At 55.6% G+C, this 24,463-nt stretch carries 19 protein-coding genes and 1 pseudogene; 8 read left to right on the top strand and 12 right to left on the bottom strand.

Annotated features, from left to right (window positions below; all coding sequences use genetic code 11):
- Window positions 1-71: 71 nt before the first annotated feature.
- The 5 genes from RBR60_RS12120 to glp all read right to left on the bottom strand — a co-directional run bounded on the left by RBR60_RS12120 (window position 72) and on the right by glp (window position 7,588).
- Complete coding sequence (locus RBR60_RS12120) at window positions 72-1,925, bottom strand: ATP-dependent helicase (protein ID WP_320357115.1); 1,854 nt, start codon at window positions 1,923-1,925, stop codon at window positions 72-74.
- A 309-nt stretch (window positions 1,926-2,234) separates the two neighbouring features.
- Window positions 2,235-2,441: a cold shock domain-containing protein gene (locus tag RBR60_RS12115; protein ID WP_320357113.1), complete on the bottom strand. Its 207-nt coding sequence runs from the start codon at window positions 2,439-2,441 to the stop codon at window positions 2,235-2,237.
- Between the two features lie 465 nt (window positions 2,442-2,906).
- Window positions 2,907-4,265: a phosphomannomutase/phosphoglucomutase gene (locus RBR60_RS12110; protein ID WP_320357112.1), complete on the bottom strand. Its 1,359-nt coding sequence runs from the start codon at window positions 4,263-4,265 to the stop codon at window positions 2,907-2,909.
- Between the two features lie 156 nt (window positions 4,266-4,421).
- Window positions 4,422-6,338 (bottom strand): molybdopterin biosynthesis protein, encoded by a 1,917-nt coding sequence (locus tag RBR60_RS12105; protein WP_320357111.1) that lies wholly within the window; start codon window positions 6,336-6,338, stop codon window positions 4,422-4,424.
- Window positions 6,339-6,355: 17 nt separating this feature from the next.
- On the bottom strand, window positions 6,356-7,588 hold the full coding sequence (gene glp, locus RBR60_RS12100; RefSeq protein WP_320357110.1) for a gephyrin-like molybdotransferase Glp: 1,233 nt from the start codon (window positions 7,586-7,588) through the stop codon (window positions 6,356-6,358).
- A gap of 266 nt (window positions 7,589-7,854) precedes the next feature.
- Between glp and RBR60_RS12095 the strand changes: the two genes are divergently transcribed.
- Complete coding sequence (locus RBR60_RS12095; protein WP_320357109.1) at window positions 7,855-8,385, top strand: hypothetical protein; 531 nt, start codon at window positions 7,855-7,857, stop codon at window positions 8,383-8,385.
- Window positions 8,386-8,723: 338 nt separating this feature from the next.
- Here RBR60_RS12095 and RBR60_RS12090 read toward each other — a convergent pair whose 3' ends face one another.
- From RBR60_RS12090 to RBR60_RS12075, 4 genes are all read right to left on the bottom strand, one after another.
- Window positions 8,724-9,503, bottom strand: a complete 780-nt coding sequence (locus tag RBR60_RS12090; RefSeq protein ID WP_320357108.1) for a hypothetical protein — start codon at window positions 9,501-9,503, stop codon at window positions 8,724-8,726.
- Window positions 9,496-10,914, bottom strand: a complete 1,419-nt coding sequence (locus tag RBR60_RS12085; RefSeq protein WP_320357107.1) for a DUF2201 family putative metallopeptidase — start codon at window positions 10,912-10,914, stop codon at window positions 9,496-9,498. The genes RBR60_RS12090 and RBR60_RS12085 overlap by 8 nt, the downstream gene beginning before the upstream one ends.
- Window positions 10,911-12,068 carry a hypothetical protein gene (locus RBR60_RS12080; protein ID WP_320357106.1) on the bottom strand — a complete coding sequence of 386 codons (1,158 nt, stop codon included), beginning with the start codon at window positions 12,066-12,068 and terminating at the stop codon, window positions 10,911-10,913. The genes RBR60_RS12085 and RBR60_RS12080 overlap by 4 nt, the downstream gene beginning before the upstream one ends.
- 169 nt (window positions 12,069-12,237) lie before the next feature.
- Window positions 12,238-13,461, bottom strand: coding sequence for an LL-diaminopimelate aminotransferase (locus tag RBR60_RS12075; RefSeq protein ID WP_320357105.1), 1,224 nt, complete (start codon window positions 13,459-13,461; stop codon window positions 12,238-12,240).
- Window positions 13,462-13,940: 479 nt separating this feature from the next.
- On the opposite strand from RBR60_RS12075, the gene RBR60_RS12070 reads away from it, so the two are divergent.
- Window positions 13,941-15,272 carry a (Fe-S)-binding protein gene (locus RBR60_RS12070; RefSeq protein WP_320357104.1) on the top strand — a complete coding sequence of 444 codons (1,332 nt, stop codon included), beginning with the start codon at window positions 13,941-13,943 and terminating at the stop codon, window positions 15,270-15,272.
- A 141-nt stretch (window positions 15,273-15,413) separates the two neighbouring features.
- Here RBR60_RS12070 and RBR60_RS12065 read toward each other — a convergent pair whose 3' ends face one another.
- Window positions 15,414-16,292, bottom strand: a complete 879-nt coding sequence (locus RBR60_RS12065) for a TIGR00730 family Rossman fold protein (RefSeq protein ID WP_320357102.1) — start codon at window positions 16,290-16,292, stop codon at window positions 15,414-15,416.
- A gap of 104 nt (window positions 16,293-16,396) precedes the next feature.
- The gene (locus tag RBR60_RS12060) at window positions 16,397-16,765 is read right to left on the bottom strand and encodes a MerR family transcriptional regulator (RefSeq protein ID WP_320357100.1); all 369 of its coding nucleotides are present in this window, start codon (window positions 16,763-16,765) and stop codon (window positions 16,397-16,399) included.
- Between the two features lie 314 nt (window positions 16,766-17,079).
- Between RBR60_RS12060 and RBR60_RS12055 the strand changes: the two genes are divergently transcribed.
- The 6 genes from RBR60_RS12055 to RBR60_RS12030 all read left to right on the top strand — a co-directional run bounded on the left by RBR60_RS12055 (window position 17,080) and on the right by RBR60_RS12030 (window position 23,553).
- On the top strand, window positions 17,080-17,445 hold the full coding sequence (locus tag RBR60_RS12055) for a hypothetical protein (protein WP_320357098.1): 366 nt from the start codon (window positions 17,080-17,082) through the stop codon (window positions 17,443-17,445).
- 33 nt (window positions 17,446-17,478) lie between these two features.
- Window positions 17,479-19,767, top strand: a complete 2,289-nt coding sequence (locus RBR60_RS12050) for a response regulator (protein ID WP_320357096.1) — start codon at window positions 17,479-17,481, stop codon at window positions 19,765-19,767.
- Window positions 19,768-19,855: 88 nt separating this feature from the next.
- Complete coding sequence (locus tag RBR60_RS12045; RefSeq protein WP_320357094.1) at window positions 19,856-20,986, top strand: AI-2E family transporter; 1,131 nt, start codon at window positions 19,856-19,858, stop codon at window positions 20,984-20,986.
- 106 nt (window positions 20,987-21,092) lie between these two features.
- A complete protein-coding gene (locus RBR60_RS12040; protein WP_320357092.1) occupies window positions 21,093-22,022 on the top strand; it encodes a thioredoxin family protein in 930 nt (309 codons plus the stop codon).
- On the top strand, window positions 22,019-22,402 hold the full coding sequence (locus RBR60_RS12035) for an acyl-CoA thioesterase (protein ID WP_320357090.1): 384 nt from the start codon (window positions 22,019-22,021) through the stop codon (window positions 22,400-22,402). Before RBR60_RS12040 ends, RBR60_RS12035 begins: the two co-directional genes overlap by 4 nt.
- 149 nt (window positions 22,403-22,551) lie before the next feature.
- The gene (locus RBR60_RS12030) at window positions 22,552-23,553 is read left to right on the top strand and encodes a cyclic nucleotide-binding domain-containing protein (RefSeq protein ID WP_320357088.1); all 1,002 of its coding nucleotides are present in this window, start codon (window positions 22,552-22,554) and stop codon (window positions 23,551-23,553) included.
- Window positions 23,554-23,651: 98 nt separating this feature from the next.
- Here the strand turns inward: RBR60_RS12030 and RBR60_RS12025 are convergent.
- A pseudogene (locus RBR60_RS12025) lies at window positions 23,652-24,463 on the bottom strand (cell envelope integrity protein TolA); the annotation flags it as partial.

Below are 24,463 nucleotides of genomic sequence, written 5' to 3'. Positions count from 1 at the left end.
GATTCCCTGCACTGGAAAACTCCGTGCAGGGAATTTTTTTTAAGGGGGCTTGAGGGAAGGCTGAAGACCTCTCAGGCCGGGAGAACGGCCTGGATCTCGCCAAGGAAGCGGCTGGCTTCCGAAGGCCTTCCCCTTCGGAATTCCGATGCGCTGAGAAAGAGGCAGCGCTCTGCCCGTGTCATGGCCACATACATGAGCCGCCTTTCTTCTTCCAGCTCTGCTGCGGACTGCATGGATTTCCAGTGGGGAAACAGCTCTTCCTCGCAGGCCACCACAAAAACGGAGTGAAATTCAAGTCCCTTGCTGGCGTGTACGGTGGCGAGGTTCACGCCTCTGCCCTTTTCTTCCTCCTCTTCCCTGTCCTCCCGAATCAGGGCGGCTTCCTCAAGATAGGCGATGAGGTTTTCCTTCTGGCCTGCGGTATAGATCAGTTCTTCAATGTTTTCCTGGCGGGCTGTGAAATCGCCCTTGTCTGCCTTGGAGAGCTGTTCCAGGTAATCGAGATACCCGGTTTCCTTCATCACCTGCCGAATGGCGGCATCCGGAGCCATATTCTGGATCTCGTCCAGAACACAGATGAGTTTTTCCAGAGAGTCGTGGATTTTGGAACTGAGCAGGCGTTTGCCCAGAAGGTGGCGGGCGGCATCCTGAAGGCTGTCGCCAGGCCCCCGTACCTGCTGCATTTTTTTGACCATGGCGGGGCCGATGCCCCTTTTGGGTGTGTTGAGGATGCGCTCAAAGCTGGCATCGTCTTTGGGGAAGACCGCGGCGGTGAGGTAGGCGTTGAGATCAAGGATTTCCATGCGTTCAAAAAACCCCTTGGACCCCAGCATGCGGTAGGGAATGTTCATGGCTCTGAAGATCTTTTCAAAGGCAAGGGAGCAGAACTTGGTGCGGTAGATGACGGCAATGCGATCCATGGGAACGCCGCTTTTAATGAGAGTGCTGATCTTTCTGCCTACCCACTTGGCCTCTTCGTTCTCATTGTAGAAATAGTAGAGTTCCACTGAGCCTCCGAATTTTTCGGAATAACAGTGTTTTTCCATGCGCCGGGGGTTGTTCTGGATGAGAGCGCCTGCGGCCTGCACGATTTCATCGGCGCTGCGATAGTTTTCCTCCAGCCGGAAAAGGCGGGCATTGGGGTAGGTTTTCTGGAAACGGAGAAAGTGGTTCACGTTGCTGCCGCGGAAGCCGTACACGGCCTGCCAGTCATCGCCCACGCAGAAAAGGTTGCCATGGCCCAGAAGCAGCCGGGTCAGTTCTTCCTGGAGGTTGTTGGAATCCTGGTATTCGTCCACCAGAATGAAGCGGAAAAGGGAGCGGTAGGCTTCCCGGATGTCCGCATGGTCCCGGAGCATGTCCCGCACCTTGAGGAGGATGTTGTCAAAGTCCACGGCATTCATGGCCATGAGGGCCTTTTCATACTGGCGGAAGACTTCCCGGGTCTGCACCCGTTCAATTTCAGGCAGATCCTGGATAAAGCTTTCAGGATCCCCATGGTTTTTGGCCATGGATATTTTGTACTGAAGCCTTGGGGTTTCTTTTTTGTCAATGTTAAGGCGAACCACTATTTCCTGAAGCGTTTTCTGCTGCTGGTATCCGGCGAGAATCTGAACCGGCGGGGTATAGCCTGCCCGTTCTGCGTGTTTTTTAAGAATCTGCAGGCAGGCGGAGTGGTAGGTGCGCACCCAGGGAAAGGCGTCCGACGCCAGGCCGGTCTGGCGTACGAGTCGGGTTTTCATCTCTTCAGCGGCCTTGTTGGTGAAGGTGATGGCAAGGATACGGTCCGGAGAAAAGCCCTTTTCGAGCAGATGGGCGATTTTGGCGGTGAGGGTGCGGGTTTTGCCGGAGCCTGCGCCGGCAATGACAAGGGCGGGGCTGTCCATGTGGCGGACGGCCTCCTCTTGGGCCTGGGAAAGATGCATGTCTGATCCTTATTGCAGTATCGGTTCGCTAGCAGGGCGTGGTCCGCATGGGGGGATGTCGGGTGCAGGTCTTGGATTCTCATGACCTGATCTTGGGATCTTTTAGCAGCGCAGGGCCGGATTGACAAGGCGGGGAAGGAGGAGGAGACAGAAAAAAGCAGGGAAAGGCGCAGGACCCTTTTCCGGAACTTGAAAGAAATGGGGAAAAGCCCCCCTTTGGGAGGCCTTTCCCCGGTTTGACCGATGGATCATATTGCCGCCTGAAAAGCGCAGCGGATTGCTGAAGGAAACCTTACCGGTGCGCGGCCTTTAAATGCGTGCAACATTTTTGGCCGCTGCCCCGCGGTCGTTCTGCTCGATTTCAAAACCAACGCGCTCCCCTTCGGCCAGGGTGCGGAATCCTTGCATGATGATGGAAGAGTGATGCACAAAGATATCCCCTCCGCTGTCCTTTTCGATGAATCCATACCCTTTTTTGTCGCTGAACCACTTGACGGTACCTTGGGACTTTTCCAAAACGTTTCCTCCTTTAAACACGGTTGTGGCAGAAAATACGGATGCGGCGGTATTTTCCGTCGCTCTTTTATGCGGTTCGCCCCGGAGGACGTTCCGTTTGTCTGAAAATGCCGCATGGAAAGGAGGCCCATGGTCTGCGGGAGGCAGCACAACAGAAAAGAGGGTGGAGCCATGGAGGCCTTGTTTTCATTGGAGAGGGGCTTTCGTATTCCCGGGCATCTGCCATGCCAGAGGGGATATGCGGCGGATAGAAAAAAGAAGACAGCCCGCATCAAGGGCCGCATGGCCAGCATACCATGCCTGTGGGTGTGGCTTTACGCATGGAAAATTTTGTATCATGCAATGCATCAGAAATGCAAGGCGTGAGCTGTTTTTTTTCTGTTTTTATGAAAAAAGAATGGAAAGGGCAGGCCATCCACCCGTTTACACGGCCTGTTGCTCTGCGGAATGGCCTGCCTCTTTTTTTTAGGGATTGGCGGAAAAAGTCCGGACCTTTTCTTCCATTTCCCTGCGGATGGCATCCCTGGCTTCAGTACTTTTGCCCTCAAAACGCAGCACCAGAGCGGGCTGGGTGTTGGAGGCCCGCACCAGGCCCCAGCCTTCTTCGAAGAGCACCCGTGCGCCGTCGATGTCAATGACATTGTGGGTTTTCTTGTAGTGTGCTGTTACGGCCCTGACGAGGTCAAATTTCTTGTCGTCCTCACAATCCACGCGGATTTCCGGAGTATTGAAGGTTTCCGGTACATCGGCAAGCAGATCATTGAGGGTTTTTTCCGTGGAGGAAAGGATTTCCAGAAGGCGGCAGGTGGCGTAGATCGCATCGTCGTAGCCAAAATAGCGGTCTGCGAAGAACATGTGCCCGCTCATCTCTCCGGCCAGAACCGCACCCGTTTCCTTCATTTTCTGCTTGATGAGGGAGTGGCCCGTGCGCCACATGATGGGGTTGCCGCCGTTTCGGGCGATGTCTTCATAGAGGGTCTGGGAGCACTTGACCTCAGAGATGAAGGTGGCACCGGGACGGGTTTTGAGAATATCCCTTGAAAAGAGGATCATCAGCTGATCGCCGTGAAAGATGCGGCCGTCGGGGCCGACCACACCGATGCGGTCTGCGTCTCCGTCGTATCCGATTCCCACATCCGCCCCCGTTTCCTTCACCGTACGGATGAGGTCCTGAAGATTGGCTGCGATGGTGGGGTCGGCCTCGTGGTTGGGAAAGGAGCCGTCCATGTCGCAGAAAAGGGGCGTGACTTCGCATCCCAGTGCCCGGAGCAGGGGAAGGGCCACCACGCCGCCGGTGCCATTGCCCGCATCCACCACCACTTTCATGGGTTTTTTCAGGGAGATATCCTTCATGATAAAATCCATGTAGGCGGGCAGGGGGTCTGCGCTGGATACTGCCCCCGTCTGGCTTCCAGGGACAAAATCTTCGGATGCGGCAATCTTCCGGATGGTCTGGAGGGCTTCACCAAAGAGGGAAGCACCCGCCATGGTGGCTTTGAAGCCGTTGTATTCCGGCGGATTGTGGCTGGCGGTGACAATGATGCCCGCATCGGTTTTCAGGTGATGGGTTGCAAAGTACAGGACCGGGGTGGGGCAGACGCCAATTTCGATGACGTCCATGCCTGTGGCGGTGAGACCCTGGATCAGGGCGGCCTGATAGGCTTCGGATGTGCTGCGGCAATCCCGGCCGACGGCGATGGTTTTGCAGCCGTTTCGGACCATGTGGGTGCCCATGGCTTTTCCGATGCGGGTTACATCCTCTATGTCAAAATCTTTTTCTGCAATGCCGCGAATATCATATTCCCTGAAAATACCGGGGTTCATGCCTTCTCCTTTGGTTAAGGTCTGTTTTTTTTTGCATGATCACACAAGGTGCTGTTCTTTTTTTTTGCGTTTTTTGAGCGGTAAAATCAAGTCCTGATGTGGAAAATATTTTTTAGTTTTTCAAAATTCGCCTTCTGGGTTGAAAGGCCGGGTTTTTCAGGGACGGATGAGGCGGCCCGTCTCCTTTGTATCATAGCCGCCCAGGGCTTCCAGGGCCTTTTTGAAGGCTTCTGTGTTCAGGATGCGGATGACGGCCTCAATCTGCGGTGTGTTTTCAAGTGCTGCGGGAAAGATCAGTTCATAGGTTTCCGGAGTGAGGGGGATAAAATCAAGGCCCAGGGCTTTGGCCGCAGCCGCAATGCCAAGTCCTGCATCCGCAGCTCCGCCCAGAACGGCAGCGGCCACGGCCATGTGGGTGCTTTCTTCGTTGTCATAGCCCTGGATGGCGCTTGCGGAAAGCCCTTCTTTCTGGAGCTCGTAGTCGAGGAGAATACGGGTGCCGGAACCGGGTTGGCGGTTGATGAAGCGGACATCCGGCCGGATGAGATCCCTTGCGCTCCGGATGTTTTTGGGGTTTGCGGCTTTCACGATAAAGCCCTGAATGCGTACTGCCAGATGCAGGCGGCAGACGGGAATATCCGGCAGCACCCGGGCGATGGCATTCTCATTGTAGGTGCCGTCTTGGGGGTCAAGGAGGTGGGAGCCTGCCATGTGGCAGCTCTGGCTGCGGATGGCGAGAAGGCCGCCCATGCTGCCCACGTGGGCGGAAGAAAGCCGGATGCCGAAGGGTTTCAGGCTGTTGGCCAGAAGATCCAGGGCATTGTCGTGGCTGCCCACCACAAGCAGGGTGTTGCGGATTTCCTCCATGGGACGGAGAAGCTCGACCTCGATGCTTTCCCCGGCGGCCAGTCCTTCCGTATGGGCGGGAATGCGGGCAATGGCGTCGGCTTCGGTGATGGAGGTGATGCATCCCGCCCCCCTTGCCAGGGGGGCAGCAATGATACGCCCTGAAACCTCTGCAAGGCGCACCCTGACAAACTCTTCAAGGCCGAGCTTTGAGGGAAGGGCCCTGGAGAGGATGGCAGAGCAGAGGCTGCGGAGGGAATCGGGGCGGCCCAGAAGGCTGCGGATGAGGGGCCGGACCAGCTCCTCAAAGACCAGAATGGCGGATACGGGGTAACCGGGAATGCCGAAAACGGGTTTGCCATGGACAATTCCCAGCACCACGGGTTTACCCGGCATCATGGTGACGCCGTGGAAAAGCACCCGGCCTGTCTTTTCCAGGGCCATGCGGGTGAAGTCATGGGAGCCGGCAGAAGAGCCTCCCACCGTGAGAATGAGGTCCACATCCCCTTGCAGGGCGGCCTTTTCCAGGGTGTCTGCAAGGAGGCGGGGATCGTCGGGAATGGGCGGATGAACAAGCCAGCGGCCACCGCAGGTTTGGGCAAGGTTGCCCAGTACATGGCTGTTGGATTCGATGACCTCACCGGGTTTCAGGAGGGCGGGGTCCCGGTCCGTAGGTACCAGTTCGGCGCCCGTGGGCAGAATGAGCACGCCGGGCTTTGTCAGTACCCGTACCTCCCGCACGCCGCCGGAAAGCAGGGCTCCGATGCAGTAGGCTGTGATTTCGTGGGTGGCTGGAAAAAGCATTTCCGTTGCCACAATGTCTTCCCCGATTTTTCGTACATGCTGCCAGGGAAAGACCGGACTTTCCAGGCGCAGCCCTCTGGCTTCCGGGCTGACTTTTTCAATCATGACCACGGCATCCCGGCCTTCGGGCAGTACCTGGCCCGTATTCACGGCAAAGGCGGTTCGGCCTTCTTCAAGGAAAACGGGATGGCTTTCCGAGGCATGGAAGGTGTCCTGGGCGGAAATGGCGTATCCGTCCATGGCCGCCACATGAAAGGGAGGGGAAGAAACGGCGGCGAAGACCGGCTCCGCCAGCACCCGGCCCAGGGCCAGGGCCGCAGGAATCGTCTCGGTTTTTTCCATGGTGCGGCCAAAGGCTCTCAGGGTTTCTGTTTTGGCCTGTTTTAAGGGAATCATGGAGAGGTAGACATTGCGCTGGGACATGGGGTTTCCTTTCAGGCTTAGAGGGGGTGGACTGTGACGGGGCTATCCTTAAGGAGCCCTTCCGTATCCCGAGGGATGCAGATCAGACCCTGGGCCTCCACCAGGGTGCGGATGAGGCCGGCCTCTCCGAGGAGGGGTTCTGCCACAGGCCCTTCCTTTTCATCCAGAATGCGCACACGGATATAGTCCGCCCGGCCCTGTACGGAGGAAAGATTGCGGGAAAGGCGGGCCATGAAGGGGCGCTCTTCGGAACGGGGGGCGGTTTCACCTGTGATGTGGCGGATGAGCGGTCGGACCAGCACATGAAAGATAAGGGCTGCGGAGGCCGCATGTCCGGGAAGGCCGATGAGGGCTTTTTCCCCCACCCTTGCGATGAGGGTGGGTTTTCCCGGCCGGATGGCGAGGCCATGGGCGAGAATGGCGGCTTCGGGCAGTTTTGCGATGACCCGCGGGGCATAGTCACGGGTGCCCACGGAAGAGCCTCCGGAAACCAGAATGAGATCACTTTCCAGAAGGGCCTGGGTGAGGGCATGATGGAGAGCCTCCTCCTTGTCCGGAACAATGTCCTTTTCCAGGGGAATGCCTCCTTGTTCGGCGACCATGGCGGCCAGGGTCCGGGTGTTGATATCCCGGATTTCTCCGGGCTGGAGAGGGCTTTCCGGAGGGCGGATTTCATCGCCTGTGGAAAGGATGGCAATGCGGGGCTGCCTGCGGACCTGTACTGCCGTGACACCGGCTCCGGAAAGAAAGCCGAGATCCTGGGGCTTAAGCCGTCTTCCGGGAGAAAGGAGCACCTGCCCCTGGCGGGCGTCATCGCCTTTTTGGATCACATGGCTGCCCGGAGCCACGGATCTGTGGATTTCCACAAGGCCTGCATCAATGGGGGTGGTGTCTTCCACCATGACCACGCTGTCAGCCCCCTGGGGCAGCATGGCGCCCGTTGCAATGGTCGCCGTCTGACCGGGGCCGAGGGTGAAGTCCGGCACTTTTCCCATGGGAACCCGGCCCACAATGGAAAAGAGGGGGGATGCGTTTTCCGAAGCACCGAAGGTATCCCTGGCCCGCACGGCAAAGCCGTCCCGCGTGGACCGATTAAAATCCGGAACCGCCTCACGGGCAATGGCTTCTTCCGCCAGAATGCGGTGCAGGGCCTGGGATACAGGGCATTTTTCCGTTTCAAGGAGGGAAAATCCGGAAAGGAGAGCAAGGGCTTCATCCAGAGAAATGACGGAAAAAAAAGCATGTTTCATGGAGGCTCCGGGGATGGGAAAGATGGGGGGCTGCGGGAATTTTTCCGGATCGGGAAAGCCCTGGGTCAGAACGCTGTTTTCCTGTATTTCTATAAAGCCTCTGAAAAGTCAAGAAGGGACATTGCCCCTGGCTTCTGTGGGACCTATATTGGAACTCTCACGGTTTTCGAGAGGAGAGGCTGTACGAAGAGCCTGTATGCAGGATGATCCCACCGGACTTTCCGGATGTGGCGGGAGGCCGGAAACCCAAAAGGAAGGAGCAGCGCATGGGTCATGTCATTGAGGAAGTGGAAGGTCTGTACCAGATTATTGCTTTGAAGCCCTTCAGAAAAACACCGGGTGTCGTTTTTGACATCCTGCCCCATGAGGCCATGCCCGATGTCCACTCCATGGACAGGGTGATCCACAAGGGAGGGGCCGTGTCGCCGGGACCTGTGGGGGATGTGGAAAGACCCTGGTACATGCACCCCCATCAGGCGGACAACCTCATGGTGTTTTTCGGGGAAAGGACGGTGGATATTTATTCCGTCGCCCATGGGAGAATGGAAACCTTTGTGGTCACCCCGGACAGGATAGTGAAAAACGGCAAAGTGATCCATGAGGGCGGTGGCATGCTGGTCTGGCCTGTGAATGTTTTTCACAGAATCCGGAGCGGGGCTGAGGGGTCCGCTTCCCTCAATCTGGCTGTGCATTATCCGGGTTTTGACATTCGCACCAACTTCAATATCTACGACCTCGATACCGGGACCGGGGCTTACCGGGTGATCCGGGAAGGCTTTAAGGATCAGAGCCCCTGATGCGGCGTTTACCCGGAAGCCATGGCTTAAGGGAGATTAAAATTGTCAATAGTCCGTTCACCCTGAGACTGTCGAAGGGTGAGCCGAAAAAGACAAGGGTCATCTCTTTTGCTTTTTCGTCACGGTTCGACAGGCTCACCGCGAACGGTGTGACGGTTCGACAAGCTCACCGTGAACGGTGGGAGGGAGACAAAGGGCGAATCCATCCTTCAGCCGTTCACCCTGAGCCTGTCGAAGGGTGAGTCGAACAAAGACAAAGGTGATCCCTTTTGCTTTTTCGTCATGGTTCGACAAGCTCACCGTGAACGGTGTGAGGGAGACAAAGGGCTAGTCCATTCTTAAGTCATGGCTTCCGGTTTTTTTCCGGGAGGTCCGAAATGGATCTCCCAGCGTCCGGGACCGCGCTCTTTTGCCTTGTGCAGGGTTTTTTCCCCTTCTTCCAGCCCGCACAGGCCATGGAACTGGCGCAGCAGGGCTTTTTTCCAGACAGGGTCTTCAAGGGCCCTTGCCCGCCAGAGGGCCGCTTTACGGATTTTCTTTTCAAAAATCGCCCAGGCTGCGGCGTAGTCAAATTCCGGCCAGCGTTTTCCGGCTGAAAAAATGAAGGGCAGATTTTCCGTGGCGAGAAGGGCCTTTCCTCCTTTCAGAAAATCAAAGGTCTGCCAGTGGCATCCCGCATAAAAGAGAAACTCCCCATCCCCAAGAAGGCCCAAGGCCTTTTGTCCTTCTTTAAAGTCAAATCCTTTCCAGTCATTGCCCGCATAATAAATGTAACGGCCTGCCTTCAGGGCAAGGAGGGTCTTGATCCCGGCCTTTGCATGAAAGTGCCGCCAGGCTCTGCCCGCCCTGTAGATGGCCTCGGCGTCTTTCAGGGAAAGAAGGGCGTCTTCGGCTTTCTGAAGGTGAATGCGGGGCCAGTGAAGGCCTGCCTGATAGAGGAAAAAAGCATCCTTTGTGGCAATGAGCAGGGCAAGGGCTTTTTCATGGTCAAGGCCAGGCCAGTCCCTTCCCGCCAGGAAAAGGCTTTGGGCATCTGGAAAACGGGCCAGACGGGAAAGGCCTTCCCGGGACGAAAGACGGCCTTCCAGCACAGCCTTGTGAAGGGGATTTTCATTCATGGTTTTTTCCCATGGCTGGCAGGATGAGGGCTTTTCCGAAGGGCGCATGAAAGGCCTCCCTGCGTCCTGAGGAAATGAGCCAGAGGGTGGCGGGATAGGGGTTCAGCTTTCCCATGTCATGGATGTGCCCGTCGGTTAAGACAAGGAGCAGCTCTTTGTGGTTTCGCATATAGGCGTTGAACAGGGGAGCAAAGAAGGTGGTGCCGGAATTGCCCGTTTCCAGGTGTTTCCAGTCGCCCTTCTTGTAGAAGTAGGGCCTTGCCCATTGTTCTTCCCTTTCCATTTTTTCCCTGCGGATACGGGGGATAAAAACCTTTTCATCCACGCAGAGGAGGTTGACCCGGAAGCGGTCAAGGAGGCTTTCAACCACGGCAAAGGCCCTTGCCATTTCACCGGGGGTTGTGGTCATGGAGGAGGACACATCCACGCAGACGGTGAGCAGCTCCTTTTCCCGGAATATGCGGCCGCTTGTGTAAATGCCATGGGGGAGGTAGCGGCGGTTGAAGCGGCTTTTGGTATAAAGCCATTCATTGGAATGGGTGTTGCGATCCAGAAGGCTGCGCAGCCTGCGCTCCCAGGGCAGAGGCCCCAGTTTTTCGATGCTCTCCATCATGCGGCTTAAGGCTTCAAAAACCCGGTCTGTGGCAGTGAGGGGATCGTCCTTGGCCAGATCCATGATTCTGCGGATCTGGCTCTGGAGCTGGCGTTTTTCCAGGGTGCCGAGAAACAGGTGGGTTCCCGTGGGCAGGGCCTTGCCTTTCTTGTCCACCAGGCAGAGGCCTTCGGGGATGAGATCGGGATTTTCGGCATCCGGCTCGCTTGAGTCCGTCACATGGCAGGGGCCGGTGTGGGGGGCTTTTTTCTGGGGCGGTTTTTTAAGATCCCGGAACATGTCCCGCACCGCATCACTGAAAACCCGCAGGGCTTCCGGTCCCCTTCTGCCGAACCACTGATACACCCTTTCCCAGGAAGGGTCGGATTCGCCGGTTTCCTCAAAAAAGGCATCCGGGATTCCCGGCAGATCCGCAGGCAGCCTGAGATCCGTTGCAGTCCCATGGGCGCAGGAGAAAAAATGGGCGGAACGGCGGCGGAGAAAGGAGTTGATGACCATGTCCTGGGCGAGGTTCTGAAGGTAGGGTTCATGGTCTTTCAGGTGTCTGTGATCGTGACCATGGACAAGGTGGAGCAGTTCATGGACGAGCAGGGCCTTCAGACTTTCTTTGTCCTGGGAGTCCACAAAGTCCGGATGGTAGAGGAGGACGGGGCGCATGCCCCCCATGCTCAGGGCCAGGGTGGGCACGGTGCTGGTTTCGGTGAACTGCACGCTCTGGTAGAAATAGGAAGTAAAGCGGCTCTGACGCCAGAGATCTTCCAGTACGGCTTCCCAGGCGGGGTGCTGCTTGGATTTCATGACAGAAGGGCCTCCATGGAAAGGCGGACCTTTTGGGCGGCCTCCGGGCTTTCCATGCGTTTCAGAGCCTGGGGAATGCGGGTGAGCAGGCCGCATTCCCGGAGCAGAAGGTGGAAAAAGGCAAGGCGGCTGTCGCTGCGGCAGGTGATGATAAAGGAGAGCACATGGGCCAGCTGATCCATGCCGGGCTCATCAAGAAGACCATCCCGGACAAGAAGCTGATCCCGGAGCTGGGAGATGGCTCCGGTCATGGCCCAGAGCAGATCCTCCGTGGGAAGGGTCTCCTGTTCGGCTGCGGCGAGTTTTTCCGGGTTTCCTGAAAGAATGTCCTGGGTGCTGATCTGCCTTGGATGGGTAAGCTCGCGGATGAAATCAAAGGCCGCCAGGTCACCCACAAGGGAGATGATGAGTTTTTCAAGACTGGCCCTGGGGTTCTCCTTAAGGTAGGTGATGAGGGCTTCTTCGGTTTTGAGGCCGTAGGCAAGGCCGAGAGCCTGGGAAACCTGGTGCCAGCCCCTGGGATTGGGATGGATGCGGTGGGCGTCCCAGAGTTTTTCCGGAAACAGGACAATGTAGCGGAGTACGCTGGGGTGTACCTTCTGGCTGGCTGCCCAGCGCAGCCAGTCCATGGCTCTCGGTTTCAGGTGGAAAAGGGCAAGACGTCCGTCAAGGGCGGCGTCATCAAAGTCGGTGATGGTGGTGCTGTCTTCTTCACCGAGGTTTCCGGCAAGGACAATGGCCGTTTTTTCCGCAAGCAGATGCTCGCCGCAGCGGCCTTCGGTGATGATCTGAAAGAGGGTCTGGATGACCGTGGGATGGGCGCGGTTGGCCTCATCGAGAAACCAGAGGATGCCTGCGTGGTTCTCAGGAACCCTTTCCGGTGGGATGAAGCGGGGCCTGAAATAGATCATGCGCTGGTTTTCATGGTCGGGAACCGGGTAACCGCCAAGATCAATGTTTTCCTTGAAAGCCAGGCGGGTATCAATGAAAAGGAAATTTTTGCGTTCCGCCGCCTGACGGACCACAGAACTTTTTCCGATTCCCGGATGGCCTACGATTTTGATGGCATAGTTGAGCTGGCCCGCGGCGTCAAGGTAACGGTCCAGGATTTCTTCCAGTTCGGTGATATGAATGTCCACGGCCTCTTTTTTCATGGGTCCTCCCTGTTATTTCAAAAAATGAAATGATAGGGCGCAAAATAAAAAAGGCAAGGGAAAAGACATGGGGGACCGTAAATGACCGGAGAGGGGAGATTCAAAAGACCCGCGCCCGCAGGAATAAGAAGAAACGGAATCCGGCGGACGCGGGGGGAAGGGCTTGGAATCAGGCCAGGGCCTTCTGGATGCGCGCCATGGCTTTATCCACATTTTCTCTTGAGTTGAAGGCTGAAATGCGGATGTAGCCTTCACCACAGCGGCCAAAACCTGCGCCCGGCGTGCAGACCACACCGGCATTCTTCAGCAGGCGGTCAAAAAATTCCCAGGAGTCCGAGCGGCCATCCACCCATATATAAGGTGAGTTGTCGCCGCCCACACAGTCAAAACCTAAGGCTGCCATGGCGTTGCGGATGACAGAGGCATTTTCAAGGTATCCCTGGATGATGGCCTGAACCTGGGCCTTGCCTTCGGGGCTGTACACCGCTTCCGCCGCCTTCTGAATGGGGTAGGCCACGCCATTGAACTTGGTGCAGTGGCGGCGGTTCCAGAGGGCATGGAGGGAATGGGCGGCACCGTCCTCATCGTATACCTTGCAGTCTTTGGGAACCACGGTAAAGGCGCAGCGGGTGCCGGTAAAGCCTGCGGTTTTGGAGAAGCTGCGGAACTCCACAGCCACTTCCCGCGCACCGGGGATTTCATAGATGGAGTGGGGGATGGCGGGGTCGGTGATGAAGGCCTCATAGGCGGCGTCAAAGAGGATGAGGGCCTTTTGCGCACGGGCAAAATCCACCCATTCCTGGAGCTGGGCCCTGGTGGCGGTGGCGCCGGTGGGATTGTTGGGATAGCAGAGATAGATGAGATCCACGGGTTGATCCGGTACCGGCGGTACAAAACCGTTGTCCTTTGTCCCATCAAGATAAATGAGGCCGCTGTAACGGCCATCGCTGAAAACGCCGGTACGTCCGGCCATGACGTTGGTGTCGAGATAGGCGGGGTATACGGGGTCGGGCAGGGCAATGGCGATGTCCGTTGAAAAGAGTTCCTGGAAGTTGCCCGTGTCGCATTTGGCTCCGTCGCTCACAAAGACTTCATCCGCCTCAATGGCGCAGCCTCTGGACTGGAAGTCATTTCTGGCGATGGCTTCCCGGAGAAAAGCATATCCCTGTTCCGGACCGTAGCCCCTGAAGGTGGCCTCGGAGGCCATTTCTTCCACGGCTTTGTGCAGGGCTTGGATGCAGGCTTCGGGCAGGGCGCGGGTGACATCGCCGATGCCAAGGCGGATGACGGGCATCTCGGGGTGTGCTTCCTGAAAGGCGCTGACGCGCTTGGCAATGTCGGAAAAGAGGTAGGATGCTTTGAGTTTCTTGTAGTGGCTGTTCATCCGGATCATGGGGACGCTCCTTGGTGCAGGGGTAGGGTGGATTTCGGAAAAGGCGGGCTTTCTCTTTCTCTATGCCTTTTATCGTATGGTTTTTTGGGTGTCAATCTGACAGATGTTCTGTTTTTATCTTTTTATTCTGATTTTATTTCTGTCTCTTTTGGATTTTGGCTAAGCTTGAGAAAAAAATCCCCTTTCTGGTGCGGGCATTGGGGGGGAGGAGGCCCGGGCCTTGTCAATTTAAGACATTTGTTTTATGAATGGTTTCCTGATTTGGTATTGACACAGGCCCTGGAATAGGGGAGAAGAAATGGCAATCGTCTAAATATAGGTGGCATGCCCCCTGGGATCCAGTGGACAGGCCTTCCCACCAATATTCGGACTTCCTCAGGGGTGTTGCTGTGACCGCCCGTCAAGCCGTTCCCTCATCATATGGGAAAATCCTGGGGAAGAAAGTTTTTGAGGAAAAACAATACGGAGGAAATGCACAAATGGCGGAAGAAGCAGTCAAGATAGAGAAGAAGTCGGGCAGCTTCTTCATCGACAAGGTGAAGGAGATTCTGCCGGAAGGTGGGAACCTCAATGCCTGCCTGACTTGCGGTCTCTGTGCTTCCGGCTGCCCGGCCACTGGGCTTCGGGATATGGATCCCCGGAAGTTTCTGAGAATGGCCGCGCTGGGCATGGATGAGGAGATCAGGAAGAGCGAGTGGGTATGGATGTGCAGCATGTGTACGCGATGCATGTATGCCTGCCCCATGAAGATCAATATCCCGCAGCTGGTGTTCAATGCCAGGGGCCTGACCCCCAGGGAGCAGCGTCCCAAGGGGATTCTGGGTTCTTGTGACATGGCCATGAAAAATCCCACCCTGAGCGCCATGGGGACGAGCCAGGAAGACTTTGAGTTCGTGGTGCAGGACATTCTGGACGAGGTGCGGGAAGAACAGCCAGAATGGGAGGAAAGGGATCTGCAGGCCCCCATCGACAAGCAGGGCGCCTATTTTTTCCTCAACCAGAACTCCCGCGAGCCCATGACCGAGCCCGAAGAAATGGTGCCCCTGTGGAAAATCCTTAACCTTGTTGGGGCAGACTGGACCTATGGTTCCACAGGCTGGGCCGGTGAGAACTACTGCCTCTTCCTTGCCGACAACCCCTCCTGGGAAAAACATACAAGGGGGACGCTGGGCAAGGCGGATGAGTTGGGATGCAAGGTCTTTCTCAATACGGAGTGAGGGCACGTTACCTTCTCTGTCCTGGCAGGACAGAAAAAGTTCAATGTGGACACCAAGGTTGAGAAAATCGAAAACATCTACAACTACTACGCAGACTGGATCCGTGAAGGTAAGCTTCCCGTCAACTCCGATTGGAACAAGGAGCTTGGGATCAAGTTCACGGTGCAGGATCCCTGCAATATTGTGCGCAAGGCCTTTGGGGACAGGGCTGCGGATAACCTCCGTTTTGTCATTGAATCCTGTGTGGGCAAGGAAAATTTCGTTGACATGTATCCCAACAAGTCCAACAACTTCTGCTGCGGCGGGGGTGGGGGCTATCTCCAGAGCGGATACAAGGAAGAACGCCTGCAGTACGGTAAAATCAAGGATGCCCAGATTCAGGCCACAGGCGCGACCTATGTGGTGGCCGGTTGCCACAACTGCCATGCCCAGATCCATGAACTGGGTGAGGTGTATGGCGCCCATTACCATGTGGTGCACATCTGGACCATCATCTGTCTTTCCCTGGGCATTCTGGCCCCCAATGAGAGAACCTATCTCGGGCCGGAACTTCAGGAAGTCAATCTTCCCAAAACTGCGGAAGACGACGAATAAATTTTTTTAGATGGAAACAGGCATGAAAAACCCCTCCTGGAACCGTACCCTAAGGTTTCAGGAGGGGTTTTTGTATGGAGCCCTCAAAGGAAAGAAAAAAGCGGACAGGAGGCTCCGGCGTTTGGAAATACTTGAAAAAGCTTAAAGACCGTTGGAGGCGCGGATGATCTCCCAGGCTTCCTCTGCGGTGCTGACATACTGAAAAAGGGAAAGATCCGAGGCAGATATGGTTCCCTGTTCCACGAGGTAGTCAAAGTTGATGAGGTTATGCCAGAACTCCTTACCGAAAAGCAGTACGGGAAGTTTTTCCATTTTGCCCGTCTGGATGAGGGTCAGGGCTTCAAAGAGCTCATCCAGGGTGCCAAAGCCCCCAGGGAAGGCCACGAGCGCTTTGGCACGCATGAGGAAATGCATTTTGCGGATGGCAAAGTAGTGAAACTGAAAGCAGAGCTCCGGGGTGATATAGGCGTTGGGCGCCTGCTCAAAGGGCAGCACGATATTGAGTCCTATGCTTTTGGCTCCAGCATCAAAGGCCCCGCGGTTGGCCGCTTCCATGATGCCGCCTCCGCCGCCGGTGATGACCACATGACGGTTGGGACCCGTGTTGTCTGAGATCAGACGAGCGAGTTTGCGGGCCTCATCATAGTAGCGGCTCATCTCAAGGGCTCGTTCGGTTTGTTTCATTTTCTGGATGCGCTGGGTGTCTTCAGGGAGCTGGGCAAGACTGCGGCGGGCTTCCTCCATCTGGGAAAGGGCGCTGTCCGGATCGGGAAGCCGGGCGCTGCCAAAGATCACAATGGTGGATTCAATGCCCTCTTCCGTGAGAATGATTTCGGGTTTCATCATTTCCAGCTGAAGGCGGATGGGCCTCAGGCTGCTTCGCAGCAGAAGATCCTGATCCAGAAAGGCAAGCCTGTAGGCGGGAGAAAGGGTCTGTTCGGTTTCTTCAATCTGTTGGGCGCGTTTGGCGTCCATGTCTGCGGAAGGAAAGGCTCCGCGGGGATAGTTCATTACACTCATGCTGATCTCCCAGAGTCTCATCTTAAGGCCTTTTTTTCGGCCGTAAAAAAAGTAATTATAGCCTCAAAAGCAGGAAAAAAAAGCTTTTTTGATGAGCTTGGGAATTATTCATGTCTGTGGGAAGTTTTTTTTTTAAGACAGGCCTGGATTTTTTCTTCCATGACCCGGAGATGGGTTTCGGTTTCCCTGAGCAGGCGCTGAATGTGGTTTCTGTGATTTTCAAGGATATGGCAGTATTCCCTGCGGCTTTTTTCTCCCTCCTCCCGTAGTTTGGCCAGTTTTTGGAGCTGATCCATGGGCATGCCTGTGGCGCGCAGCCTTTTGATGAGGGCAATCCAGTCCAGCTGGTCGGGGGCATAATCCCTGTGGCCTGCGGCGTCCCGCGGAATGTCTTTGATCAGTCCCATGCGTTCGTAATAGCGCAGGGTGGTTTTTCCAAGGCCTGTGAGGTGGCAGACACTCTGGATCTTCATAGCCTCTCTCCCTGGTCTGAAAATGGATGGTTTGGCTGCAAGGCTTGGGAAAACCGCATTTTTTGTCCATGGGTACAGGGGGGATGAAAGCATGGGGTGGAGCCTTGGGGGTCTTTTTTAAGCGCCTTGGCCTGATGGATATGGGATTTTGCTTTCCCTGTGAGCCGGACAAAAAAATCTGGTTTTCAATTCATGGCTGTAATATAAAGATTTTTCTTTGTTGTCGCAATGCATCATTTTGGGTCCGGAACCTGGATTCTCTGGAATTTGGCCCTTATGCTGGCGTGGAAAAGCGATGGGTCGGGAGGCTTTTTATGGTGTTGCTCACAGCAATCTTTGCAATGGCTTGTGTTTATTACGGATATGATCGTGGTTTTGTCATAGGATTCATGCTTGCGCTTTTTTGTGAGATTCTGTCCCTGATTCTGCTATACAATCTTTTAAAACGCACGGAAGAACGGGTGGGCCTTCGGCTGAATCCTCTCATTGAGGAACAGAGAAATACCCTGAAGCAGGTGGAAGCTCTGGCGGAAAAACGGGCCCTGGTTTTGGACGCATTGGTGCGGAGTCAGCCCGAACTCTCAGAGCTTGTTCAGGGGATTTCAGGCGAGCATTTTCCGAGGGATCGGGAGGATGGAGGGGTGGGGTCGGGGAAGGCTGGAGAAAATCCTTCACAGTGACAGTAGGTTACCGGAAACCAGGACGAAGGTGGTATGGAAGGCTTGTCAGGAGAAGTGATCAAATCCGGTCTTTACCGGGAGCAGGTGCATCTGATTTACAGGCAAAGCCGGAGCATCATGTTCGGCGCTGTGATCAATGGCCTGTTTCTCCTATGGATTCTGTGGGACCTGATTCCCCGAGGCTATCTGCTTGCCTGGTTTGCCGTGAATGTGCTGGTGGTGATTTTCCGGCACCTTAACGCCTGGGCCTATGAAAGGGACGCAGGGCGGGGATTGCGGGCGGAGGTCTGGGGCAGGCGTTTTTTTTGGGGACTCATGGTCAGCGCCCTTCTCTGGGGAAGCGTGGGGATTCTTTTTTTCCCCGTGGACAATGTGCCCGCACAGGCCTTTGTCTGCCTGATTCTCTGCGGCATGGCCGCAGGAACCACAGGCGTTTACGCCGCGTCGCGGAAGGCGGTGGTGGCCTATGTCTGGGTGGTCCTGACGCCGCTGATCCTGCGGTTTTTCATGGAGCAAACGGCTCTCCATGCCAGTTTCGGTGCTTTGGCCATCGTTTACCTCTGTCTGATGCTGAGTATGGGGCGGCACATCAGTGCGACCCTGCGTGAAACCTTTGATATGCGCTATGAAAATCAGGGGCTGATTTCTTTTCTGGAACGGGAGAAAAACAAGGTTGAAGCCCTGAACCGGGATCTGGCAAGGGAAATCCGGGAAAAGGAGGCCATTGCCCTTTCCTTGCGGGAAGCCAAGGAAGAAGCGGAAAGAGCCAACAAAGCAAAAACGGTTTTTCTGGCCAACATGAGCCATGAAATCCGGACCCCCATGAACGGCATAACCGGTATGGTGGATCTTTTGCTGGAAAGTCCCCTGAATCCGGAGCAGACCCACTGGGCCCGCAATATCCATGCAGGGTCTGAGGCGCTTCTCTCTCTCATTGATGATATTCTGGATGTATCCAAAATTGAGGCGGGAAAGCTGGAACTGGAATCCATCGCCTTTTCACCCGCAGCAGTGCTGGAGGGTGTGCTGCGGATTCTTGGGCCTGCCATACGGGAAAAGGAGCTGGAGCTTTTTCTTGATGTGGATCCTCGGATTCCGGAGGATCTTCTGGGCGACCCTTCCCGTTTTCGCCAGGTGCTTTTGAATCTTGTGGGGAATGCCCTGAAATTCACCCTGAAAGGATGCATCGGCATCCGCCTGGGCATGCGGGAGATTTCCCATTCGGAAGTCCTGATCTATGGTGAAGTCTCTGATACGGGTATCGGTATTGCAAAGGCGGCGCAATCCCAGCTTTTTGAAGTCTTCTGCCAGGCAGATACGTCCACGACGCGAAAATTCGGAGGCTCGGGTCTGGGGCTTTTTATTTCCCGGCAGATCATTGAGAAGATGGGAGGTACCATGGGCGTAAGATCCAAGGTGGGGGAGGGATCCCAATTCTGGTTTAAGGTTCCCATGACTTTGGCCTCTGCCCGGTCTGTTGTGGCGGAAAGGGATGCATTGGAGGATGGGACGGATATGAATGGAGGGGCTGGGGAGAGTATGGGAGAGGGGCTTCGGGTGCTTCTTGTGGAGGATCATGCGGTGAATCGTGAAGTGGCGGAAGGCGTCCTGCGTTCCCTGGCCTTTAGCGTGAGTTCCGTGGAAAATGGTAAGCGGGCTCTGGAATGGCTGGAAAAAGAGGGCTTGCCGGACCTTGTGCTCATGGATGGCCAGATGCCGGAGATGGACGGTTTTGAGGCAACGGCGAAAATCCGGGAACGCTACGGCAAGGCCCTTCCCATTGTGGCCCTGACGGCCCATGCCCTGAAAGGGGATAAGGAGCGGTTCCTTGCGGCGGGTATGGATGACTATATCACCAAACCCCTGCGCAGGGAAAACCTGCGGAAAACCCTTTTAAAGTGGGTGACGCCCGGTGGCGGAGCCGAACCTCGGCAATCCGGTGAAAGCTGTGAATGCGCTCCCCTTCTGGGGCCCATTGATCGCAAGGCCCTTTCTTTTATTGTGGGGGATAATCCCAAGGTTCAGCGTATCCTGCTTCGCAATTGCGTGGATAACCATCCTGCAGAGCTTGCGGCCATGGATCGGGCTCTGGCGGATGAGAATTATCAGGATTTTGGAAAAATGGCGCACAAAATCACAGGGACCCTGCGCTATCTTGCCGCCCATGAGGCCATACGCAGTGGGGATCTGCTGCAGGATGCGGTTCTGATGGGAGAGTATGGCCGCATCCGTAAAATCTATGGGGTTTTTCGCATGCAGTGCGAGGCCGTACAGGAGACGGCCCAGCGTCTGCTGGAGGAGCTGAAGGGAGAGGAGGGCTGACAGGCGAGTATGCAAAAGCCTGTCCTTTAAGAATTTTTACCTCATCATTTCTGCCCATGTTTTTCGGAAATCCCATCCAAGGAGGGGTATGGTATCCTACAGGCGATTCAGGAGAGAAGAGAGAAGGGGGCATCGCCTTGGCGCGCGGGCGGTACTTTTATTTTTTCTGGCCTTGGGCCTTCTTGGAGCAGGGGCCCTGGCTTGGCCCTACCGCCATCCCATTGTGTTGGGGCTGCTTTTGGCCATGGCCTGCCATCCGTTTCAAAAGCGTCTTGAGATCCTGACCTCCGATCATAAGACTGCGGCTGCGGCCCTCAGCACCCTGTTGCTTGTGATGGTGGTGGTGGTGCCTGCCTTTCTGATGACCACAGCGGTGATCAGCCAGGGGATTTTGTCCTTTCAGTTGATTCAGGGCTGGATTGCTGGAGGAGGTCCCGGCCGCATTGAGCTGTGGATGGCCGCTTTTATGGATGGGATGGCCGAGCCCTGGCTGGAGAAGATTCGTTTTTTTTATCCAGGATTTGATATAGAGGATCTGGATATTCATGGAACCCTGCTGACCCTGGTATCTTCGGGTTTGCGGTTCCTTGTGAAACAGGGCGGGGTGGTGGCGGGAAACCTCGGTGTCCTTGTGGGGCATTTTTTTCTGCTGCTTCTGGTTTTTTTTGTATCCATCCGCAACCATGATGCTCTTCTGGAGCGCTTCTGTCATCTTTTTCCCCTTTCAGGAACCCAGGAGACGCGGCTGTTTGAACGCATGGGTCTTCTTGTCCGTTCTGTGTTTGTGGGAACCTTCATGACGGCCATGGCCCAGGGGGCTGCAGGAGGGCTGGCTTTTTTTGCTGTGGGGCTTCCCGGTATTTTCTGGGGGGCTGTTATGGCCTTTGCCTCCCTGATTCCCGTTGTGGGCACAGCCCTGGTATGGGTTCCGGCTGTGATCTGGCTATGGGCCACAGGCTCCGGGATGAAGGCTTTGGGTCTGCTCATGTGGTGTCTTTTGGTGGTTGGTTCCCTGGATAATTTTCTGAGACCTCTGTTCATGCGGGGCGCAGCACAGATGAATGGTGTTGTGGTGTTTTTTGCCATCCTGGGAGGCTTGCAGCTCTTTGGTTTTCTGGGGCTTCTGTATGGCCCATTGATCTTTGGGCTGGCGTCCGTGTTTGTCTATATATATCAGGTGGAGTTCAGTGGTTTCTTAGGGTATCAGAACCGGCATTGAGCCCTTGGGGATCTGGTTTCTGGATGCGCGGTGAAAAACTGATTTTTTATGGCATGAGAAGGAATAAGGACGTCTGTGAACGGGCAGACGGCCTGGAGGAAAAGGGATGAAAAATGATGCGGCGGTGAATTCCCGGCCGTCTTCCCCGGATTTTGACGCGGTCACGGGTTCTTCCGGAGCAAGGGAAGCTGTGGCGGCCTTTCTTGAGGGTCTTGGGTCTTGCGGATCTGCGGTAACAATTGAGACTTTATCCGAGAAAGGGTGCCCGGGTTTCCGTATCCCCTCCCGGAGACTCACCTTCCTGGGAGCACCTGGAAAAAGGGAAGAAGGGCTTTTGGCGGATTTCCTGCGGGCGGAAAAAAGCGGCGGCACGTTTGCCGAGGCCATGACCGTCCCGGCGGGCTTGCGGCTTTTTGTCAGTGGAAATTGTCCCCATTGTCCTGGAGCCTTGCGCCTTGCCTTGGGATTTCTGGAGAATCCCAATCTTTCCCTTGAGGTGGTGAACGTGGATTTCTGTCCGGATATGGCGACAGCCTGGGGGGTGATGGCTGTTCCTGTGCTGATGCTTCAGGGGGATGAGGAAAATTTTCGCTGGACAGGCGTTTTGAGGGCTCAAAACATTGCGCAGGCTTTGTGCAGCAGGGAGCCGGAAAGTCTCAGCGAAGAGAGCCTTCTGAATATCCTTGAAAGTGGTGAAGCCCAGCGTCTGGTGAGAATGATGCAATCCAGAGAGCGTATTTTTCCTGCTTTTTACGCACTCCTTACCCATGAAAAGTGGACGGTGCGCTTGGGCGCCATGGTGGCGGCGGAAAGTCTGATCCAGGCCGCTCCGGATCTGGGAGAAGACTTGCTGGAAAGCCTGTGGGCTCTGCGGGAAACCTTGGATGTGGTGGTGATGGGAGACATGATCTATCTGATGGGTTTTGGAAAGCCCGGGGTGTGGCGCCCCAGGCTTACGTGTTTGCTGGAGACTTCCCGTGAACAACTTGGGGAAGCCCTGGAGGAAGCCCTGGAAAGCCTGGGGGCAGCCCCATGAATACCTATACCATTGTAAGGCCGGAGCATCTCAACCATCATGGGTATCTTTTTGGAGGGGCCATGCTGCGCTGGGTGGATGAGTACGCCTGGCTTGTGGCTTCTCGGGATTTTCAGGGCTGTACCCTGGTGACGGTGGCCATGGAAGATGTGCAGTTTCGTAAGCGGGTGGTGAGCGGGGCCATTCTCCGCTTCGAGATTCTCCCGGACAGCCTGGGAAAAGCTTCCGTGTCCTATGGTGTCCGGGTGTACGCCGACGCACCTGGCGCGCGGGAAGAAGAAGAGATTTTTTCAACCCGCGTTACCTTCGTGGGCCTGGATGGGGAGGGACGTCCGCTCCCTCTGCCCAGACTTGAGATCTTCCGATCCATGCAGGCCTGAATCCTCCCAGAGAGCTTTGACAGGTTTTTCCATTCCGATTATCCTTACAGACATTCGCTTGGGTCATTTGATGATCATGAGAAGCTCTCACCTGGGATCAAGGATGAAAGAGCCGGAGTTTTTTTTAGAATACGCGTGGAGCAAAGGGCATGGGAGAAGCTGAAACACTGGCAATGAAAGAGAAAAGGGTGGGGCTTTTGCTTGCCGCAGGGCGTAGAGCTGAGGCCATGGAGCTTCTCTTTGAGCTTGTGGTTGCCCATGCCGTTGCACGTCGCTTTGATCATGCGGAAAAATTGCAGCAGCAGATGATGGATGTGGATGCCATGGCCCTGAGCCTCATTGTCTCCGCAGCAGAACGCATTGAAGAAGAAAAGAACAGGGCCATTGACAGGGTGCACATGGAGCGCTGGAAGGCCTGGTATGCGCGCCTTCTACCGGAAGAGCGGAGTGCCTTTTTCTTTGCCTGTGAACCCCTTTCTTTTTCCCCAGGAACAACGCTTTTCCGCCAGGGGGAGGGGAATACCTCTTTGTATTTTGTGGATCAGGGTGTTTTGCAGCTTTTTGCCGCATCGGATAAGGGACAGGAGGTTCTGGTTCGGCGCGTGGGGCCTGGGGATCTGGCAGGGGAAGACACCTTTTATAAGAGCAGTGTGTGTACTACCCGTCTTGTGGCTTTAACCGCTGGGAGTTGTCAGGTGTTGAGCCGGGAAGCGCTGATGGTTCTTGATGAGACTGTGGCGGGCTTGGGTCCTAAGCTCCGGGCTTTTTGCTCCCAGGGACGTTCACCCAGTGAAATGCTGCAGGCCAAGGGTGTGAACCGCAGGGCACATAAGCGCATTCCCGCCCAGGGCGTCATTGTCTTTCAGGTGCTTTCAGGGGAAAAAAAAGGTGCTACGGCCTCTTTGCTGAAAGGGCGAATGGCTGATATCTCCGCAGGAGGCTTGTCCTTTTATGTGAAAACCGCCAATGGCAGGGGAATCCGTCAACTCTTGGGCCGTTATCTGGGAATGAAATTTTTGCTGACAGCCTCAGGAAACCCCCAGCCCCTGGTCTGCAAAGGAGTGGTGACCGGCGTACTCTGCCATATGGACAATGAGTACTCCATTCATGTGAAGTTTGATAAGCTTTTAAATCCCATGCTGTTTGTATGAAGGCTCCCTTTTGGGAGATTGCATCTTCATAAAAAAGAAAAGGCCACCCTGAACGGATGGCCTTTTTAAACAGGGGGTGCTTGAATGACAGCGGTTTTTCAGGGCTTTGCCCCGTCAAGGGTGGAACGCATGTCGTTCTTGTAGCGGGCGATCATTTCATTGAGGCCCTGGATCTGCATGGCGACAAGGCGCCGTTCTTCCGAGGAAGAGGCGTACTTTTCAGCGGTTTTGAGAAGGCGCTCTATGGTCTTGAAGTTGGGAAAACCGGGCTTGGCGGTTTCTCGGACGGCCTGTTCCATATAGAAATTAAAGGCCAGAGGCATGACCTCGCTGCGGGTGTATACCGCCTTGGAAGCTTCAGGTGCAGCAACGCCTGGCAGGGTGATGACATGCTTTTTGCCCTTGGGTGAAAAGGCACCTTGCCAGATTTCAAGGTTTGTCCCGCTCTGTTTGATATAGTAGCCGGACATGTTCTGGATGCTGGTGATGATGATCAGGGTAAAGAAGAGGGCAAGGGCAAGACCGCCCGTCATCATATATTTGTTCATGGCCTTGGCGCGGGCCTCCTTTTCGGCTTTGGCTCTGGCTTCTTCTTCCAGCGCCTGAAGACGTGCTTTTTCTTCGGCCCAGATACGGGCATTTTCTTCGGCCTGCAGACGGGCTTCTTCGGCTTTCCTGCGTGCTTCCTCGGCAGCGCGGATGCGCGCCTCTTCTTCGGCTTTTTTGCGAGCTTCTTCCTCAGCGCGGATGCGCGCCTCTTCTTCGGCTTTTTTGCGAGCTTCTTCCTCAGCGCGGATGCGCGCCTCTTCTTCGGCTTTTTTGCGAGCTTCTTCCTCAGCGCGGATGCGCGCCTCTTCTTCAGCTTTTTTGCGAGCTTCTTCCTCAGCGCGGATGCGCGCCTCTTCTTCGG

The organism is Desulfobotulus sp., assembly GCF_034006065.1.
Lineage (GTDB): Bacteria > Desulfobacterota > Desulfobacteria > Desulfobacterales > ASO4-4 > Desulfobotulus.
Note: the sequence above shows the minus strand (reverse complement) of the source record. Positions and strands in the feature narration are given on the sequence as shown.

Excerpts from the sequence above, each read along its gene's own strand:
- RBR60_RS12060 (WP_320357100.1), bottom strand. The coding sequence starts at position 16,765 with ATGAAGATCCAGAGTGTCTGCCACCTCACAGGCCTTGGAAAAACCACC.
- RBR60_RS12110 (WP_320357112.1), bottom strand. The coding sequence starts at position 4,265 with ATGAACCCCGGTATTTTCAGGGAATATGATATTCGCGGCATTGCAGAA.
- RBR60_RS12085 (WP_320357107.1), bottom strand. The coding sequence starts at position 10,914 with ATGAAATCCAAGCAGCACCCCGCCTGGGAAGCCGTACTGGAAGATCTC.
- RBR60_RS12050 (WP_320357096.1), top strand. The coding sequence starts at position 17,479 with ATGGAAGGCTTGTCAGGAGAAGTGATCAAATCCGGTCTTTACCGGGAG.
- RBR60_RS12120 (WP_320357115.1), bottom strand. The coding sequence starts at position 1,925 with ATGCATCTTTCCCAGGCCCAAGAGGAGGCCGTCCGCCACATGGACAGC.
- RBR60_RS12040 (WP_320357092.1), top strand. The coding sequence starts at position 21,093 with ATGAAAAATGATGCGGCGGTGAATTCCCGGCCGTCTTCCCCGGATTTT.
- RBR60_RS12075 (WP_320357105.1), bottom strand. The coding sequence starts at position 13,461 with ATGATCCGGATGAACAGCCACTACAAGAAACTCAAAGCATCCTACCTC.
- RBR60_RS12045 (WP_320357094.1), top strand. The coding sequence starts at position 19,856 with ATGGTATCCTACAGGCGATTCAGGAGAGAAGAGAGAAGGGGGCATCGC.
- RBR60_RS12035 (WP_320357090.1), top strand. The coding sequence starts at position 22,019 with ATGAATACCTATACCATTGTAAGGCCGGAGCATCTCAACCATCATGGG.
- RBR60_RS12090 (WP_320357108.1), bottom strand. The coding sequence starts at position 9,503 with ATGAATGAAAATCCCCTTCACAAGGCTGTGCTGGAAGGCCGTCTTTCG.
- RBR60_RS12080 (WP_320357106.1), bottom strand. The coding sequence starts at position 12,068 with ATGAAAAAAGAGGCCGTGGACATTCATATCACCGAACTGGAAGAAATC.
- RBR60_RS12055 (WP_320357098.1), top strand. The coding sequence starts at position 17,080 with ATGGTGTTGCTCACAGCAATCTTTGCAATGGCTTGTGTTTATTACGGA.
- RBR60_RS12105 (WP_320357111.1), bottom strand. The coding sequence starts at position 6,338 with ATGTCCCAGCGCAATGTCTACCTCTCCATGATTCCCTTAAAACAGGCC.
- RBR60_RS12095 (WP_320357109.1), top strand. The coding sequence starts at position 7,855 with ATGGGTCATGTCATTGAGGAAGTGGAAGGTCTGTACCAGATTATTGCT.
- RBR60_RS12030 (WP_320357088.1), top strand. The coding sequence starts at position 22,552 with ATGGGAGAAGCTGAAACACTGGCAATGAAAGAGAAAAGGGTGGGGCTT.
- RBR60_RS12065 (WP_320357102.1), bottom strand. The coding sequence starts at position 16,292 with ATGAGTGTAATGAACTATCCCCGCGGAGCCTTTCCTTCCGCAGACATG.
- glp (WP_320357110.1), bottom strand. The coding sequence starts at position 7,588 with ATGAAACATGCTTTTTTTTCCGTCATTTCTCTGGATGAAGCCCTTGCT.